Source organism: Streptomyces durhamensis, from assembly GCF_000725475.1.
Lineage (GTDB): Bacteria > Actinomycetota > Actinomycetes > Streptomycetales > Streptomycetaceae > Streptomyces > Streptomyces filipinensis.
The window spans coordinates 21,282-37,844 of sequence record NZ_JNXR01000041.1 but is presented as its reverse complement, the minus strand read 5'-3'; the positions used below and the strand labels follow the sequence as shown (position 1 = coordinate 37,844).

Sequence of the window (16,563 nt, the reverse complement as noted above, 5' to 3'; positions counted from 1 at the left end):
ATGCCCGACTACATCGAACTCAGCCTCGCCGGGGCGGACGTGCGTCTGGAACTCGCCGACGTCGGGGAGCCCCTCGCGGACGGCGACGGCTGGACACCGGTGGCCAGCGGCGGGGCCAAGGTGACGGCGATGGCCGCGGACGCCCTGAAGGCGACCCTGCGACCGCTCGGCCCGGTCCTGCAGCACGTGCACGACTCGGTCATGGGCGCCGAGAACCCGCCGCAGGACGTCTCCGTGGAGTTCGGGGTGCAGATCGGTCAGGACCTGAAGCTCGGGATCGTCGGCGGAAGCGGTCAGGCCACCATGAAGATCACGGCGACCTGGCGGCTCGGCAGCGGATCGAACTGACCGATGACGTGGTTCCGACAGGACGGATCCCCCAGACCCGTCGTGTCCGTGCTGAGGCAGGGCGCCGGGGAGGTGGAGAAGCCGGGCGGCGGCAAGGAGGCGGGCGCCGCGGTGCTGTTGTCTCCCCGACAGGTCCTCACCTGCGCGCACGTGGTCAACGACGCCCTCGGCGTGCGTCCCCTGAGCGCCGACCGCCCCGCCGCCGAGGGGCTGGACGTCGTCTTCCACACCGCCGGCACCCCCCGACGGACCGTCGCCCGGGTGACGGTGTGGGTGCCGCCCCGGCGCATGCCGTCGGGGGTCTGGCACGGTGACCTGTGCGTCCTGGAACTGACGGAACCCGCGCCCGAGCAGAGCCGGCCCGTGGTGTGGCGGGAGATGGCCGAGGGCCAGGCGGTCCGCGCCTTCGGCCCCGACGGCAAGGCCGGCGGCTTCGCCGACACCGAGGTCAAGCTGGCCGACGAGGGCATCTACTACCTCGACGGCGCGCTGTCCGGCGCGGCCATCGCCCCCGGCTTCAGCGGCGGACCGCTGTGGCACCGGCACGATCCGGCCGTGCTCGGACTGGTCGTCGCGCACCGCGAGACACACGGCCCGCTCACCGGCCAGCAGGTGGTACGGCGCAGTTGGGCGCTGCCGTGGCAGACCATCCGCGCCGAACTGCTCGCCGCGGGCGCCGGCGACCTGATCGAGCGGTGCCCGGCACGCGACCCCCTGGCCGCGGACCCCGCCCGGGAGGCACTGGGCCACGCCCTGTGGGAACTCCTCGGCGATCCGCTGATCCGGGCCGACCACGCCAGAAGACTCTCGGACCAACTGGGCTACCTCCCGCCCGCGGACGCTTCGGCACCCGGCGTGGAGGAGCTGGCGGACCTGCTCATCACGGCGGACCGCGCCCTGGCCACCCTGACCGAGTCCCTGGCCTCCGCCCACCCCGGCAGCGGGCGTCCACACGCGCTGGACCGGCTGCTCGCGGCGGGCCGGATGTCCGACACCGCCCGGCTGCTCTCCGTCGGCGAGCACCGGACGCTGACCGGAAAACTCAAGCAGGCCGCCGCGTACGATCCCGCCCTGCTGCCCCGCGCGGCCCGCGAGGCCCTGCGCTACACCCCGCTGCCCGCCGCGCTGCGCGGTGCGCGCCTGTCACCGGAAGACGTCGAGGCGGCAGTGGGCGAACTGGAGGCACTGTCCGACGGCGACCTGCCGGACGGCGGTCCCTCGGTGCCCGCGCTGCTGAAGCTCGTCGAGTTCACGGCGGCGGCACTGCCCGATCCGCCCCGCGAGGAGTTGCGCACGTGGAACGGGCGGGTGTCCCGCCGGCTCGGTGTCCACCAGGCCGCCCTGGCCCAGCGCAGAGCCGACGCGACCGCCTGGGCGGGTCGGCGGCCGGCCGCCGTCACCCGTGTCGTCGCGCAGATCAGCACCTTCGCCTCGGACCCGCAGGGGCAGTACCGGTGCCGGCTGTGGCAGGTGCGCGAGGACGGAACGCCGGTCCCCGTGTTCACCGAGGAGTCGGGGCCCGCCACCACGGACCGCATCGGGCGGCTCATCCGACAGGCGGCGGAGCGCGCCGAGCTGGAGAGCGGCCAGGAGGTCAAGGACGTGGACATCCTCGTCGACCGGGAGGGCCTGCATCTGCCGGTCGACGAGTGGGACGCGGGGAACGCGATCGAGTGGCTGCCGGGCGAACCGCTCGGAGTCGGCCACCGGGTGGCGCTGCGCTGCCCCGACATCACCGGCCACAACCCCAAGCACGCGCAGATGCTGCGCGCCCGCTGGTCGGACGCCGACGCGGCCGAACTCCTCGTCGTGGACGAGGAGACGGCCGACCCCAAGCAGCTCTACAGCCTGCTGCGGACGTCCCACGAGCGCACCGGCCAGGTCGTGCTGCACGGCCCGGCCGCGGCCCGCAAGATCCTGCTGGAGATCTGCCTGGCCTGCGGCGTCCCCGTGATCATCTGGGACCGGGCGGCCCAGTCGCACGCGGACGCCCGTGACCTCGACGAAATCGCCCCGCACGGACCGCTGTTGGAGCTTCCGGAGCGGGTGCGGACCTTCCGGGGCAGGATCTGGGCGGACCCCGAGCACCACCGGGCGCGTCCGTCCCTGGTGTGGGAACCGGAGGAACCCTTGCCGCTGCCGAGCCGCCACCGTCTCATGGACCCAGCTGAAGGAGCACAGACGCGATGACCGATACCGGCGGCGTGCGGGGAACTCCGGTACCCGGCGACGAGGAGTGGCGGCTGTTCCGGGGCGACGGCGAGGAACGGGAGGTCGCCCTGCCGCCGGCTCCGCCCTGGCGGCGCTTCCCCCGCACCACCCGGGCCACCGAGCGCCCGTACCTCATCGGCGGGAAGGAGGCGGACGTCGTCAGCGCCGCCCTGCACCTGCGACGGCCGCTGCTCGTCACCGGGCACCCGGGCACCGGCAAGTCCTCGCTGGCGTACGCCATCGCTCACGAGCTGCGCCTCGGTACGGTGCTGACCTGGTCCGTCAACAGCCGCAGCACCGTGCAGGACGCGCTGTACCAGTACGACGCGGTCGGCCGGCTGCGTGAGAGCAACCTCGCGCGCGAGGACGACGAACCCGGCCTGGGTATCGGCTCCTACGTGCGGCTCGGACCGCTGGGCACCGCCCTGCTGCCCACGGCCCAGCCACGGGTGCTGCTCGTCGACGAGCTGGACAAGGGGGACCTGGACCTGCCCAACGACCTGCTGACCGTGTTCGAGGAGGGCGAGTTCGAGATCCCGGAACTGGCCAGGCTCCCCGACAGCCAGACCACCGTCGACGTGATGACCTTCGACGCGGGAGCCCGGGCCGTACTGGCGCGCGGCCGGGTGCGCTGCGAGGAGTTCCCCGTCGTCGTCATCACCAGCAACGGCGAGCGCGAGTTCCCGCCCGCGTTCCTGCGCCGCTGCATCCGCCTGGACCTGCCCGACCCCGACGAGGACAAACTGCGGGCCATCGTGGCGGCCCACCTGGGCGAGGCCGAGGTGGCGGGCATGGACGAGCTGATGGCCGCGTTCCTGAACCGGCGCGCCCGAGGCGAACTCGCCACCGACCAGCTGCTGAACGCGGTCTTCCTGCGCATGGGCGGAGTGAGCCTGGACGCCGACGGACTCCTCGACGCCGTGCTGCACCGGCTCGGCGGCACCGTGTAGCCATGATGCCCGAAGCGCTCCTGAAGGTACTGGCCGACGGCGGGGTCCCGGTGTCCGCCGAGGAACTGCTCGACGTCCTGTGGCTGGCCCGGCACATGCCTTCCGGAGCCGCGGCGCCGCTGGCCCGCGCGGCCGGGCGGACGGACGACACCGCACGCCCCGGAGCCGAGGGACGGCGCGACGGAGACGATTCGCGGGACCCGGGCCACCGGCACCCCACGGCCCCCCGGCCGTCGACCTCCGCGACCCAGCCCGCGGAGAACACCGCGGCGGACCGGGCGGCCCGCACCTCCACGCGGCCGCGCGGCCCGGAGGGGTCCGGCGGCGCACTGCACGCGGCCGACGGCGCCGGGCACCAGCAGACCTCTCCCGCGCTTCCGCTCCGCATCCCGGAGAGCAAGGTCCTGAGGCGGGAGGAACTGCCGTTGAGCCGGGCCCTGCGGCCTCTCAAACGCAGCCGCCCCGATCCGCGCGCCTGGGAACTGGACGAGCGGGCAACCGTGACGGTCGTGGCGGAGACCGGACTCCTGGACCCCGTCCTGCGCCCGGCCCGCACCCGATGGCTCGACCTGGTGATGCTGGTCGACGACGGCGTGTCCATGCTGTTGTGGCGCCGCCTCGTCACCGAGGTACGGCAGCTCCTCGAACGCAGCGGAGCCTTCCGCACCGTGCGCGTGCACGGCCTCGACACCCGCAGCCGGCGCGCCCCGCGGATCTCCACGCGCCCCTACCTCGGCGACGACCACGGCGCCGCGCCCACCGTGAACGCCACCGACGCCGCCGCCGGCAGCACCCTGCTGCTGGTGATGAGCGACGGCGTCGGAACGGCCTGGCAGGACGGGCGGATGCACGCCGCCCTCGCGCGCCTGGCCCGGCACGGTCCGACCGCCGTGATGCACACCCTGCCGGAACCGCTGCGGGAGAACTCGGGCATCCACGGCCGGCTGTGGCAGGTGACCACCCGGCGCGCGGGAGCCGCCAACCACACGTGGCAGATCCGCGATCCGGTCCTGCCGCCGGAACTGGCCCCGTTCGACGGACTGCCCGTCCCCGTCCTGGAACCGTCGGCGTCCGTGGTCGAGGCCTGGGCCCGGCTCATCGGCTCCACCGGTGCCAGCGAGCGACTACGCCTGCTGGCCCCCCTGCCGGCCGCCCTGCCCGCCGCGCCCTGGCCGGACCCCCAGGACGTCGGCCACGACGTCCTGCGCTTCCGCGCGGCGGCCACCCCCGAGGCCTACCGTCTCGCCGCGCACGTGGCAGCCGTCGCACCGGTGACCGTGCCGGTCATGCGGCTGATCCAGGACGTTCTCGGGGACCACGTCGACACCAGCCACCTGGCGGAGGTCTTCCTCGGCGGCCTGATGCGCCGCACGGACACGGGTGGTGACCGCACCCACCCGGAACAGCGCGTCTTCGACTTCCCCGAGGACACCCGGCGCATCCTGCTGAGCACCGTACCGGCGAGCGAACTGCTGCGGACCAGCCGGACGCTCGGTGCCCGTCTCGCCGAACTGGCGGGTGGGGCACCGGACTTCGCCGCCTGGCTGGCACACGAGCACGGCCCCGGCCGGGTCAGCGCGAAGGGGCGGCCGTTCACGGTCGCCGACGAGCGCCTGCTGCGGCGCCTCGGCCTGTCCGCCGCCCCGGCGCCCACGTCCCCTCTGCCGCCGTCTGGGGAGAGCAGCAGGGCCGAGGTCCTCGGCCTCGTCCTCCAGCCGGGCTCGCCATGGCAGCAGCTGCGGGAGGACGACCCGGCACGGCTGGGCCCGTACACCCCGTTCGCCCGTGGCAGCACCGTCCACGGGCATGTCGTGCAGTACCTGGCATGGCCCTCCCGGACCGACCCGGACCCCGACCGCATCGCGCTGCTGCGGGTCCCCCGCAGCGGGGACCGCACCGTCGACAGGGAGCTGGCCCGCACCGAGGCGACGGCACTGGTACGCCTCATCGGTCTCAGCGCGCCCAGGCTCTGGCGGCTGGAACTGGACGACGTGCCGTGGCTGGCGGTCGACCCCCACGTGCGGATCGCGAGCGGTCAGCCGCCCCGGACTCCGAGGGTGCGGATCGAGATCGAGCGGATCGAGATCGGGCAACCGGCCCAGACTCTGGAAGCGCTGCTGCGCGACGGGCTCCTCAGCGAGACGCAGTTCGCCTCGACGGGTGCCAAACTGGCCGCCGGAGTGGCCCGCGCGCACAGCAAACGGATCGTCCACGGCGCACTGACCCCCGACCGCGTGCTCGTCACCGAGAAGGAAGTGCTCATCACGGACTGGGCGACCGCCACGATCGACGGCGTCCCGAGCCGGCAGCGCCCGGCGCCCGGCCTGGACGACGCCTACCTCGCACCCGAGCTGGAAGCCTCCGGCCTGACCCGGCCCACGGAAGCGTCCGACGTCTTCGCGCTCGCCGTCCTGCTGCTCACCATGCGGCCGGGCTTCGCGGACGACGACGTACAACGCGCCCTACGGCGGTGCGTGGACCCGGATCCGCATGCACGGCCCTCCGCCGCACACGTCTCCCGGGTCCTGCGCGCGCACGCGAAGGCACCCGCCCCGCGCTACTCCGACGGGCGCCCCGGATATCCGCCTGGGCCGGAGACCACCGCACCCCGGACCCTGCTGATCAGCTACGCCGGTGTCGACCGCCCCTGGGCCGAGTGGATCGTCTGGCACCTGAAGGCGCTGGGGCACCGCGTCGTCCTGGACGTGGCCGAGGTTTCCCCGGACGACGCGTTCGCGCGGCACCTGCACAGCGCCGCGCGGAGCGCCGACGCCGTGATCATGCTGCTCTCCAAGGCCTATGCCGCACCAGGCCGGGGCGGACTCGGCACCGGCTTCTTCGTGAGCGGGTACCGCGTCATCCCGCTGGCCGTGGAGGACTTGGCTGCCGAAGACCTGCCGGAGTCCCTGCGGGGCGTGCTGCGCCGCGACCTCTTCGGTCTTGACGAACCGGCCGCGCTGGCCGCCCTGCTGGACGCGGTCCACAGCGCGGTGCCCGGACCGGTTCCACCGTTCCCGTCGCCCCTGCCGCCCCCGTCGTTCCGGCGCCCCCCTCTACCCACCCCACAGTCGGTGCCCGGCACCTGGAACGTCGGGCGCCGCGATCCGGACTTCACCGGGCGGGAGGCCGTACTCGCGCACCTGCGTGACGTCTTCACGTCGGAGGACCGGGGCGCCGTGCAGGTGCTGCACGGCCAGATCGGTGTCGGCAAGACCGAGATCGCGGTCGAGTACGCACATCGTTTCGCCGGCCTCTACAAAGTGGTCTGGTGGATCGACGCCGAGGACCACGAGCGGATCCCACGCCAGTACGCGGAACTGGGCTTCCACCTCGGTGTCCGGATGACCCGCAGGCTGGTCGCAGACAGGATGCCGGCGCTGTTCGAGCAGCTCCGCACGCGTGACGACTGGCTGATCGTCCTCGACGGCGTGGAGGACCCGGAGACGGCCGACCGATACGTGCCTGACGGGCCCGGTCACGTCCTGATCACATCGAGGAACCCCGCGTGGGCGGAGCACGCCCGTCCGACTCGCCTGGAGGGGTTCACACGCCTCGAAGCAGTGGACTTCCTCACCGAGCGGCTGGGAGTGAGCTCCGGGGAGGCCCACCTGCGCGCCGAAGAACTGGGAGACCACCCCCTCGCTCTCGCCCGAGCCGTCGAAGCCCACAGGACAGGAGTGCCCAACTACGATGTCCTGCCCCCCGTCTCACAGGCCGTCACCCGCCTCGGCCACGAAGGCCTCGTCGCCATGGACCTCCTGAGCATGACGGCGCACCTCGGCCCCGAGCCCATCCCCGTGAGCTGGGTGCCGGGTCTCCTTCAGCAGTACGCGCTCCCCGGGTTCCGGCTGGATCCGCCGCCCGACACGACCCTTCGGCTGCTGGCCCGTCGGGGCCTGGCGGACGTGGAGGACGACACCTTCCGGATCCACCGGCTCACCCAGGCGCTGGTCCGCGCCCGGACCGACGAGGAAGCGGTGTCGCACAAGGTCGCCGCCTTCCTCGCCGCCGTCGACATCGGCCGGCCCGACGTCCCCGACGCATGGCGCATGTGGTCCCTGTTCACCGCACACCTGACCACCGACCACCTCAGGGCGGCCGAGCGGCCGGAACTCCGTCCGCGACTGCTGCAAGCCGTCGACTACCTGATGGCGAGCGGACAGCACCAGGCGGCACATGACGTGATCGTCTCACTGCGGCAGGCCTGGTCCCGCGCGCCGGGAGCCGACCACCCCGACTCCCTCCGCCTGTCCAACACCCTCGCCGTCACACTCAACTATCTGGGCAGACACGAGGAGGCGTACGGCGTCCACGAGGAAAACGTGGCCCGGTCCCGGCGGGTCCGCGGCGACGACCACCCCGACACGCTCGCCGCGGTCCACAACCTCGCGCTCGCCCTGCACCGACTGCACCGCGTGCCGGAGGCCGTCCCCCTGCTCCAGGACGCACACCGGCGCGCCGTACGCGAGCTGGACCCCAACCACCCGGTGACCGAACGCCTCACCAAGACCCTCACCGCCCTGCTGAGACTCGCGGGTTAGGGCGATTCGTGAAGTCGGCTCGGTCCGAAGCTCTGTGAAGCCTGCCCCGACCACGAGCCCCAGCCACCCCAAGGGACAGGTGGTGCCCGAGGCGCCGACCCGTCGCAAGGAGACGACCGGGGCCCGGTCTACTCGCCGAGGTCCGCCGTGAGCGTGGTGCGGGGCACGCTGGCCGCCGCGTCGTAGGCGTCCAGGGCGGGAACGGGAAGGAAGCCGTCGTCCATGCGGATGCGGGTGGGCTCCGGCAGTTCGTGGCGCCGGGCGTGCGCGCGCAGTGCGCGGAGGTCCACCAGTGCCGGTGCCTGCGGCACCGCCGAGAACAGGGCCTCAAGGCTGTCGGGGGTCGCTGGCGGGGCGTCGGCCGCGGACTGGCGCATGCCGGCGGGATGCGCCGGATCGGGCACGTTCCGCACGGTCCGGCCGCCGCCGCTCGTCAGTGCCACGGACACGTAATCCGTGCCGAGTTCCTGGGCGAGGGCGTGCCCCATGGGGATACGGGGTAGCGGGCTGCCTTTGGGGCTGGTGGTGCGCTGAATGTGGGCGTTGTGCGCGGTGACCACGATGCGGGTGCCAGGTGCGGACCGGTCGAGCAGCTCCAGCAGACTGTCGGCCAGGTAGCGGTCGCGGGCGGCGAGATCGGCGGCGTCCGGTGCGCCGCTGAGGAGTTCGGACATCGCGCGCTGCATCTGGTCGGTGCGCCAAGCTGCCCAGACGTCCGAGAGTGCGCGGTCGTAGGCGTGGTGTCCGCTGCGCTGGATGTAGATCTCGCGCATGGCCGTGACGCGGTTGAGCAGCCGGCCGAGCGTTGCCGAGAGCCGGTCCTGCGGCTCGGGGCCGAGGGCGACGCGGGCATGGGCGGAGACGAGGCCCGAGCCGCCCGTGAGTGGCTCTGCCAGTTCCAGGGCGGTACGGGCGTAGCGCACAGCGCCGGGATCGACGTCAGCCAGATACCTGGCGACCGGCTCCAGTGCGGGCGCCAGGGAGCCGCCGGCTGCCGGGATGTCGAGTCCGGCGAAGCGGACCGGGTGCGTTGCCGTGGTGTTGTGGGAGCGCAGCCACCGCAAGGTGTCGCGGCCCTCGGCGGACTGGCCCGGGTAGCCGTCCGGACGAGGCGTGAGCAACGTGTCGAGGTCGCCGTCGCCACCCTGCACCCAGGCATCGACCGCCCGGCCGGAGGCAGCCCCGAACTCCACGGCGTAGACGGTGAATCCGCATTCCCGGACCAGGAAGCGCAGGATCCGTTCGCGCAGCAGCCCGAACTCGCGTATCTGGTGGGAGTTCTCGCCGAGAGCGACCACTCGCGCATCGCCGACGAGTCGGTGCAGCATCGCCAGGTCGTCGAACGGTGCATCGGGATCGTCAGCGGTGAGACGGACCGCGTTGCGGGTGGTCCATTCAGCGAGGGTGAGCGGGTGACTGGTGCCCATGATCGCGACCCTAGCAGCCGGCGCTCACGCGGGCGGAACACCGAAGTCGTGTGCGGCGTCCGGCTGTTCGCGACCTCCCGCTATGTGGTGCGAGGGCCGGGCCGGCTGCCCAGTGGTCGTGAAGGAACTGATCGCCGTGTCCGCAGCTGAGCCGACACCCGGTTCCGAAGTCCGTACGACGCGGGAGCCGGGCGACGAACGCGCGCTGCGATCTGCATCGCGAACAGGCTGACGACGCGCCGTGCCGGTCCCGCCGCGGCCACCAGCCCTGGCTCGCTGTCAGGGTCGTTCGTGCGAGGCGATCCCGCGCAGTATCCCGAAGGCGCGCGGCAGGGGCGCTGGGCCCGTGTCCGTGAGGCCGGACGCCCGGCGAGCCCTGCGGGTGCGTAGTACGGCACGCACCGCGGACAGGGCGGCGCACGCGATCACCGCGGCCGTCAGGTCGGCGTCCGGTGTGTCCGGTGGCAGTCTGCGCTCGACCAGGACGCTGAGGCGCTCCTCGAAGTCGGAGAAGGCCTGGACGAGCCGGGCCGTGACGACGTTCTCGATGTCCTGGACCGGGTGGCTGAGGGCGGTCAGAGTGGAGGCGGCGAACGGCTCGGCCGCCTCCAGCAGAGCGTTGCACACCGCGTCCAGGGGCTCCTCGTGTGCCGGACGCAGGGCCAGAGCGTTCTCGACGTAGGCGAAGATCTCGACGCCGTCCGGCAGCAGCAGCGCCTCCTTGCTCTCGAAGTAGCGGAAGAAGGTGCGCACGGAGACATTCGCGTATGCGGCGATGTCGGCAACCGTGGTGGCCTCGAAGCCACGTTGTCTGAACAGGCGCGCGGCCCCTTCCAGCAGGCGGCGCCGCGTCTCCTCTTTCTTGCGTTCGCGCAGTCCGGCGGGGGCGATCTCAGTCGGCATGTCCGAAGCCTCCCGCCATGGTGGCGCGACTGTCAATTGACACGCATGCCACTCCCGCGCCGGTCGCGCCTGGTGCGCGTGCCCTCCCAGGTGCGTCGCATCCGCGAATGGCATGACTGCCAATTGTCATCATTGCCACTTTCTCTCTAGAGTTCGTGTCACTCGTGACACTTTCCTTGGAGACCCCAGTGGCCCGACCTCTGCAGCACCCATCCACGCCGCCCGGAGCGCACACCGCCGCGCATCCGGCGACGGACTTCGCCGCGGCCCGCCGCGGACTCGGCCGCATCGGCGGCTTCTGTGCCCGGCACCCGGCAGCGGTGATCGCCGCCTGGCTCCTGGTCCTCGTCGGCGCCCTGGCCGGACGGCACCTCGCCGCGCCCACCTTCAGCGACCAGGTCAGCCTGCCCGGCACCGCCTCCCACACCGGCTCCGACCTCCTCGCCACCTCGATGCCGCAGGCGGGCAGGCCGGGCGGCAAGATCGTGTTCCACACCGCGTCCGGCGCCCTGGCCGACCAGCGGTCCGCGCTCGACCGGACCCTGGCCGACCTGCGCGATCTGCCGCACGTCACCGCCGTCTCAGCGCCCGTCACCAGCACCGACGGACGTACCGCGTACACCACCGTCTCCTTCGACGAACAGCTGAAGAACCTCGGCCACGACTACACCGGGCGACTGGACAAGGCGACCGGGCCCGCCCGGGCCGCGGGGCTCGGCGTCGCCTACGGCGGCGATCTCGATCAGGTGGTCCGGGCGCCGGCCGACGACAAGCTGAGCGAGGGCGTAGGCGTCGTCACCGCCCTGGTCATCCTGCTGCTGGCCTTCGGCAGCGCCCTCGCCGCCCTGCTCCCGCTGATCACCGCGCTCATCAGCGTCGGGGTCGGCCTCGGCATCGTGGGCATCGTCGCCGCCACACTCTCCTTCGCGACCTCGGCCACCACCCTCGCCGGCATGATCGGCCTGGGCGTCGGCATCGACTACGCCCTGTTTCTGACGACGCGCTTCCGTCAGGACCTCATCGACGGGCGCGACCCGGTCGACGCCGCGGCCCGCACCGCGCACACCAGCGGACGTGCCGTCCTCATAGCCGCCCTGACCGTGGCCGTCGCCATGCTCAGTCTCTATGCCTGCGGGCTGACCTTCATCGGAAAGATCGGCCTCGCGGCCACCCTCGCCGTCGTCGTCACCGCCGCTGCCGCCCTCACCCTCGTACCGGCGGCCCTGGGACTGGTCGGCAGGCGCATCGACCGGCTCCGGCTGCGCCGCCCGGTAGCGGAGGGCACGGCGGCCGGAGACGGCCGAAACCGCTACGCGAACCGCGTCGCCCGGTCCCCGTGGGGGTTCCTCGCCGCGGGTGTCGCCATTCTCGGCATGTGCTCCCTGCCCCTGCTGTCGATGCGCCTCGGACACGTCGACGCCGGCGCCGACCGACCCGGCAGCAGCACCCGAACCGCGTACGACTGGATCGCGCACGCCGACGGGCAGGGCTTCGGCGCGGGGGCGAACGGCCCGATCGTCGCCGTCGTCGATGTGAGCGGTGCGAAGCCGTCCGTCGACCGGATCACGGACGACGTGACCACGGCCCTGAGGACCACCCACGGCGTGGCCGCCTTCACCCCCCTCAAGGCGAGCGCCGACGGGAGGATCCTCGTGACCACGCTCACCCCGACCACCGGCCCGCAGGACGCCGCGACCGGCGACCTGCTCGACACCCTCTGCGAACAGGCACTGCCGAAGGCCCTCCACGGCACCGGCGCCGAGGCCTACCTCACCGGAACCGTGGCTGGCCAGGCCGACTTCCGGGACACGGTCGGCACACGGCTGCCCATCGTCATCGGCATCGTCCTGGTCCTGGCCTTCCTGCTGCTCATGACGGTCTTCCGCAGCCTGGTGATCCCGCTCAAGGCCGTCGTGCTCAACCTCTGCACCACCGCCGCGTCCTACGGCGTGCTCGTCGCGGTCTTCCAGTGGGGCTGGGGTGACGCACTGCTCGGGCTCTCCGAGCCGGTGCCCATCGAGTCGTACGTGCCGATGATGATGTTCGCGATCGTCTTCGGGCTGTCCATGGACTACGAGATCTTCCTGCTGTCCCGGATCGCCGACGCCTGGCACCGCACCGGTGACAACCGGCTCGCCGTGGGGGAGGGGCTGTCCGCGACGGCGCGCGTGATCTCCGCGGCGGCCTTCATCATGACCGCGGTGTTCCTGTCCTTCACCGCCTCACCGACCGTGGTCGTGAAGATGCTCGCCCTGGGGCTGGCGATCAGCGTGATCATCGACGCCACGGTGGTCCGCCTGATCCTGGTGCCGTCCGCCATGTTCCTCATCGGCCGGGCGAACTGGTGGATACCCCGCCGACTCGACCGGGTCCTCCCGCGCCTGCACCCCTGACCGCCCGCCGACCGATCCGGAGCAGTGACCACATGACATCGAACCGCCGCGGAAGGACCCGCGTCATCCTGGTCGCGACCGCCGCGACCCTGGCCCTCCTCACCTGTGCGACCGACCTTCTGGTCGAGCACCGGACCGAGGAGCGGGTCGTCGCCCAAGCCTCGCGCCGGCTGAAGCCGGAGGGCCCGGTGCACGCCGATCTCACCAGCCCGCTCGCGGGCCTTCGTACCCTCGGCGGGGAGGTCGGAGACATCGAGGTGAGCGCGAAGGGCGTACACCGTCAGCATGCGGTGCTGGATGTGACCGCCCGTCTGAAAGACGTCACGACGAACGGCGACAGCGCCGGCGGGACCGGGACCGCCACCTTGGGATACGACCAGGTGACCCGGCGCCTGGGCACGCTGGGCAAAGGCCTGACAGCCGGCGGTCAGAACGGCGGCCTGATCCTCACCGGGAGCGTCGGCCGCCTGGGACTGCCGGTCACCGTGCGGGCGACCCTGTCCACGACCGCGCACGCCTTCACCATCACGCCCACCGCGGTGAGCGTCCTCGGCCGCAGCGTGGCCGTCGACGACCTGGCCGGCCTGCCGGCCACCTCCGGGCTCCGCGACGAGCTGAGGCCCAGGACCGTGGCCGTCACCCAACTGCCCCACGGCGTCGCGCTCACATCGGCGCACGCCGCCGGCGACGGCCTCGTCCTCGGCTTCTCCATCGCCGCCGGGCCGACGCCGAACGCGGGCGGGGCAGCCGCCTGACCGTCCGAGCGGCAGGTGCCGGGAAGGACCCCAGGACTCCGTACAGGCAGGAAGGCTGGTCGCTGGGTGGGCCGGCGCCGTCATTACCTGGGCGGTAATCGTGCGGCCGGCGAAGACGCGGCAGAGTGGCGTCATCGGGCTCCGGACCGGCGCACTCCGGCCCGGAGCCTGGTTCAACCCCCTTGACCCTCAACCCACTTCACCACCAGAGGAGCCTCTGTCATGTCGATGTACGCCGCCGCTGTCGCCCGATACTTCGAGGCGTGGAATGCCACCGGCGCGGACACGCTCACCAAGACGGTTGCCGCGGCGTGGTCCGAGGACGGCACCTACACCGACCCGCTGGCCGACGTGCGCGGTCACGAGGCGATCGCCGCGGTCATCCGGGCAGCGCACGAGCAGTTCCCCGGCTTTGAGTTCAAGCTGGCCGGTGACGTGGACGGCAACCATCACATCGCCCGCTTCAGCTGGGAGCTGGTGTCCACCGCCGACGGCTCCGCGCCGGTCGCCGGCTCGGATGTGATCACTCTGGCCGAGGACGGCCGGATCGCCTCCGTCCTCGGCTTCCTCGACCGGCTCCCTGAAGCATGAACCTTCGGGAGACACATCGGATCACGGAGCCCGTGCCGTTGCGCCTCGGTGTCGACGGCCGCGAGGAGCGCGACGGACTGTGGTCCCGCACTCGACTTCCGGCACAGGGCCGCCCGTTGGGTGGGGACAGCGGCCAGCGCGAAATCCCCCGTGCGGCCAGCGGTAGCGTCACCTTCCGGCGACCGTACGGCGCCGACCCCGGTGGGCGTGGCGGCCGCGTCGCGCGCGGTTCAGGCTCGGAGTGAGTGCAGGTTGGTTGCGGCGAGGGTTTGTTGTGCGCCGTGCGCCTCGAAGGTGCTCATGCGCTGGAAACCGAGGCAGGCGGCGAGCTTGAGCGAACCCTTGTGTGCTGTCCGGGTCGGACGGGCCGATACGGACGCTGGTCGATCTGGCGCTCGCGCCGAGTACCGCAGGGTTCACGGCGCGTTGTACGGCGGCCTGAACCAGTGCCGGATCGATGTCGCTCGGCTGCGAAGTGCCCTGGTTCCTGTCCTTCCCGATTCCGCACCTGACCCGGCCAAGCCGCGACGACCGGCCATGAGGGAAAGCCCAAAGCGGGCCCCGCGCACGCTCGCGTTGTCGGTGGCGAATGGAAAGCTGGAGTGATGGACGGTGATGAGCAGCTGCTGCGCGGCCGGGTCTATGGCCGTGACCACGACGACCCCGACCCTGGCCCGCTGCCGTGGCGGACTTACGCGGCGCTGACAGGCGGGCCGTTGGACGGGCTGTTGCTGGACATCACGGGCTGGCGGCCGGAGGAAGTCGAGGAGGGCGCGGCCCTGCCCACCGAGCTCGGGCAGTTCCCCGGCGGGCGGTCGCTGTACGACCCGCGCCGTGGCGAGCCTCGGTCATCGGGTCCAGGTGTGGGCTGCCGCCTCTACTACTCCGGCGACACACCCTGACCACAGTCCCGACTGTCACCCCAACCACGGCGCGTCAACGGGCGGGCCCGCCGACCGGGGCCGCTTCGACCGGGGACGGCGACAGCCCCTGACCACAGGCACGAGCACGAACCCCACCTCGCCGCGATCACCGTGGACCGGCTGGAGGCGCTGGTCGGCGCCCGCCTCAAGCGCCTGCAGTACCGCGCGGTTGTTTGCCGGCTTCCGCGGGGCTCTCTCCCTCGGCTTGTCATCGACGTAGGACACGACCGCAGCGCCGGGCATGTGGCAGGCGGGCACGAGACGCCCGGCGCTGATCCACAGCGCAAGGTTCGTCATCAGCTTCCTGCTTGAGGTCTCTCGGACCCCAGCCGTGGCCGGGACCCGGTCCGTGACATCACGAACCCGATCGGCGTAGAGACATGGCTCACACCCTGGCATGTCACAGGAGTGAGGGCCGTCTCGTCTCGGGGGTGAAGGCATCGACGAACGTGGAGGAGCACACGATGGACGCGCGACTGGACTACTTCGCCAGCCCGACCGCCGGCAAGGCCCTCAAGTACTTCATGTCAGCTGGCCGGGAACTGAAGGAATCGCCGCTGCCGGCCGCGACGCAGGAGCTGGTGGCGCTGCGCGTGAGCCAGATCAACGGCTGCGCGGTCTGCATCGACATGCACACCAAGGAAGCCGCTGCTGCCGGCGAGAGCCCGGTGCGGCTGAACCTGGTCCCGGCCTGGCGGGAAGCAACGGTCTTCACCGAGGCCGAGCGCGCCGCGCTCGCACTGGCGGAGCAGGGGACCCGGGTCGCGGACGCGGCCGTCGGGGTCAGTGACGAAGTGTGGGAGCGTGCCGCCCAGCACTACGACGAGGAGCAGCTCACGGCCCTCGTGCTGTTCGTCTCGTTCATGAACGCGGTGAACCGCCTGAACGTCATCACCCAGCAGCCGGCCGGCGATTACCAGGTCGGCCAGTTCCACTGAATCGCCGCCGCATCCTGGCCGGTCAGGCACGGCGGGCCAGGGCGGCGTGACCAAGGTGGCCGGGGAGGTCGCTCGAAAAGATCCGCGTTCCGCGCATCGGGCCGGGCCGGCCACGCACGAAACCCGACAGTCTCGCGGCCGACAAGGGATGCAGCAACAGTCCGTGCCGCACCTGCCTGCGGCGCCGGGGCATCCGCCACATCATTCCGGAGAAGGCCGACAGCCAGGCCGCTCGCGTCCGCAGAGGCTCACGTGGCGGACGGCCACCCGGCTTCGACGAAGAGCGGTACAAGAAGCGGAACAGCGTGGAGCGGGTGGTCAACAGGCTCAAGCAGTCCCGGGCCGTGGCTACCCGCTATGACAAGCGCGGCTACGTCTTCCTCGGCACTGCCACTGCGGCGGCCCTGGTCATGTGGCTCCGTACATGATCGGCCGGACCTAGTCACGGGGTTCTGCGAGAAGGTCGTCCACCACATGACATCGAATTGTGGGGAGGTGCTCAGCGATCGCCTCACTCATCATGGCTTCCCCTTCGGGGTCCACGTCGGGGCACCCCTCGCGAGTGGCGGCATCCGGCCACCGT

The 16,563-nt window shown here is 72.1% G+C and carries 11 protein-coding genes and 1 pseudogene; 10 read left to right on the top strand and 2 right to left on the bottom strand.

Annotated elements, in window-relative coordinates; all coding sequences use genetic code 11:
• From IO33_RS0138530 to fxsT, 4 genes are read left to right on the top strand one after another with little or no spacing between them, the layout of a single operon-like run.
• Positions 1 to 348 carry a CU044_2847 family protein gene (locus tag IO33_RS0138530; protein WP_031173754.1) on the top strand — a complete coding sequence of 116 codons (348 nt, stop codon included), beginning with the start codon at positions 1 to 3 and terminating at the stop codon, positions 346 to 348.
• 42 nt (positions 349 to 390) lie between these two features.
• Positions 391 to 2,538 carry a VMAP-C domain-containing protein gene (locus IO33_RS0138525; RefSeq protein ID WP_051927219.1) on the top strand — a complete coding sequence of 716 codons (2,148 nt, stop codon included), beginning with the start codon at positions 391 to 393 and terminating at the stop codon, positions 2,536 to 2,538.
• The gene (locus IO33_RS0138520; protein WP_051927218.1) at positions 2,535 to 3,509 is read left to right on the top strand and encodes an AAA family ATPase; all 975 of its coding nucleotides are present in this window, start codon (positions 2,535 to 2,537) and stop codon (positions 3,507 to 3,509) included. The genes IO33_RS0138525 and IO33_RS0138520 overlap by 4 nt, the downstream gene beginning before the upstream one ends.
• Positions 3,510 to 3,511: 2 nt before the next feature.
• Positions 3,512 to 8,050, top strand: coding sequence for an FxSxx-COOH system tetratricopeptide repeat protein (gene fxsT, locus IO33_RS46290; protein ID WP_051927217.1), 4,539 nt, complete (start codon positions 3,512 to 3,514; stop codon positions 8,048 to 8,050).
• A 128-nt stretch (positions 8,051 to 8,178) separates the two neighbouring features.
• Here the strand turns inward: fxsT and IO33_RS0138505 are convergent, their stop codons facing one another.
• Together IO33_RS0138505 and IO33_RS46285 are read right to left on the bottom strand one after the other, a co-directional pair.
• The gene (locus IO33_RS0138505; protein WP_031173750.1) at positions 8,179 to 9,477 is read right to left on the bottom strand and encodes an erythromycin esterase family protein; all 1,299 of its coding nucleotides are present in this window, start codon (positions 9,475 to 9,477) and stop codon (positions 8,179 to 8,181) included.
• Positions 9,478 to 9,756: 279 nt separating this feature from the next.
• The gene (locus IO33_RS46285) at positions 9,757 to 10,380 is read right to left on the bottom strand and encodes a TetR/AcrR family transcriptional regulator (RefSeq protein WP_051927216.1); all 624 of its coding nucleotides are present in this window, start codon (positions 10,378 to 10,380) and stop codon (positions 9,757 to 9,759) included.
• A gap of 188 nt (positions 10,381 to 10,568) precedes the next feature.
• Between IO33_RS46285 and IO33_RS0138495 the strand changes: the two genes are divergently transcribed.
• From IO33_RS0138495 to IO33_RS0138465, 6 genes and pseudogenes are all read left to right on the top strand, one after another.
• Positions 10,569 to 12,773, top strand: coding sequence for an MMPL family transporter (locus tag IO33_RS0138495; protein ID WP_245236004.1), 2,205 nt, complete (start codon positions 10,569 to 10,571; stop codon positions 12,771 to 12,773).
• 32 nt (positions 12,774 to 12,805) lie between these two features.
• Positions 12,806 to 13,528 (top strand): DUF2993 domain-containing protein, encoded by a 723-nt coding sequence (locus IO33_RS0138490; protein WP_031173746.1) that lies wholly within the window; start codon positions 12,806 to 12,808, stop codon positions 13,526 to 13,528.
• A 222-nt stretch (positions 13,529 to 13,750) separates the two neighbouring features.
• Positions 13,751 to 14,119 carry a nuclear transport factor 2 family protein gene (locus IO33_RS0138485; RefSeq protein ID WP_031173745.1) on the top strand — a complete coding sequence of 123 codons (369 nt, stop codon included), beginning with the start codon at positions 13,751 to 13,753 and terminating at the stop codon, positions 14,117 to 14,119.
• Between the two features lie 605 nt (positions 14,120 to 14,724).
• Positions 14,725 to 15,021 (top strand): hypothetical protein, encoded by a 297-nt coding sequence (locus IO33_RS0138480; protein ID WP_031173743.1) that lies wholly within the window; start codon positions 14,725 to 14,727, stop codon positions 15,019 to 15,021.
• 485 nt (positions 15,022 to 15,506) lie between these two features.
• Positions 15,507 to 15,980 carry a carboxymuconolactone decarboxylase family protein gene (locus IO33_RS0138470; RefSeq protein ID WP_031173741.1) on the top strand — a complete coding sequence of 158 codons (474 nt, stop codon included), beginning with the start codon at positions 15,507 to 15,509 and terminating at the stop codon, positions 15,978 to 15,980.
• 71 nt (positions 15,981 to 16,051) lie between these two features.
• Positions 16,052 to 16,408: pseudogene (locus IO33_RS0138465) on the top strand (transposase family protein); the annotation flags it as partial.
• Positions 16,409 to 16,563: the final 155 nt, after the last annotated feature.

Coding starts and splice junctions, on each gene's coding strand:
- IO33_RS0138470 (WP_031173741.1), top strand. CDS start 15,507: ATGGACGCGCGACTGGACTACTTCGCCAGCCCGACCGCCGGCAAGGCC.
- IO33_RS0138485 (WP_031173745.1), top strand. CDS start 13,751: ATGTCGATGTACGCCGCCGCTGTCGCCCGATACTTCGAGGCGTGGAAT.
- IO33_RS0138505 (WP_031173750.1), bottom strand. CDS start 9,477: ATGGGCACCAGTCACCCGCTCACCCTCGCTGAATGGACCACCCGCAAC.
- IO33_RS46285 (WP_051927216.1), bottom strand. CDS start 10,380: ATGCCGACTGAGATCGCCCCCGCCGGACTGCGCGAACGCAAGAAAGAG.
- IO33_RS0138480 (WP_031173743.1), top strand. CDS start 14,725: ATGGACGGTGATGAGCAGCTGCTGCGCGGCCGGGTCTATGGCCGTGAC.
- IO33_RS0138520 (WP_051927218.1), top strand. CDS start 2,535: ATGACCGATACCGGCGGCGTGCGGGGAACTCCGGTACCCGGCGACGAG.
- fxsT (WP_051927217.1), top strand. CDS start 3,512: ATGATGCCCGAAGCGCTCCTGAAGGTACTGGCCGACGGCGGGGTCCCG.
- IO33_RS0138490 (WP_031173746.1), top strand. CDS start 12,806: ATGACATCGAACCGCCGCGGAAGGACCCGCGTCATCCTGGTCGCGACC.
- IO33_RS0138530 (WP_031173754.1), top strand. CDS start 1: ATGCCCGACTACATCGAACTCAGCCTCGCCGGGGCGGACGTGCGTCTG.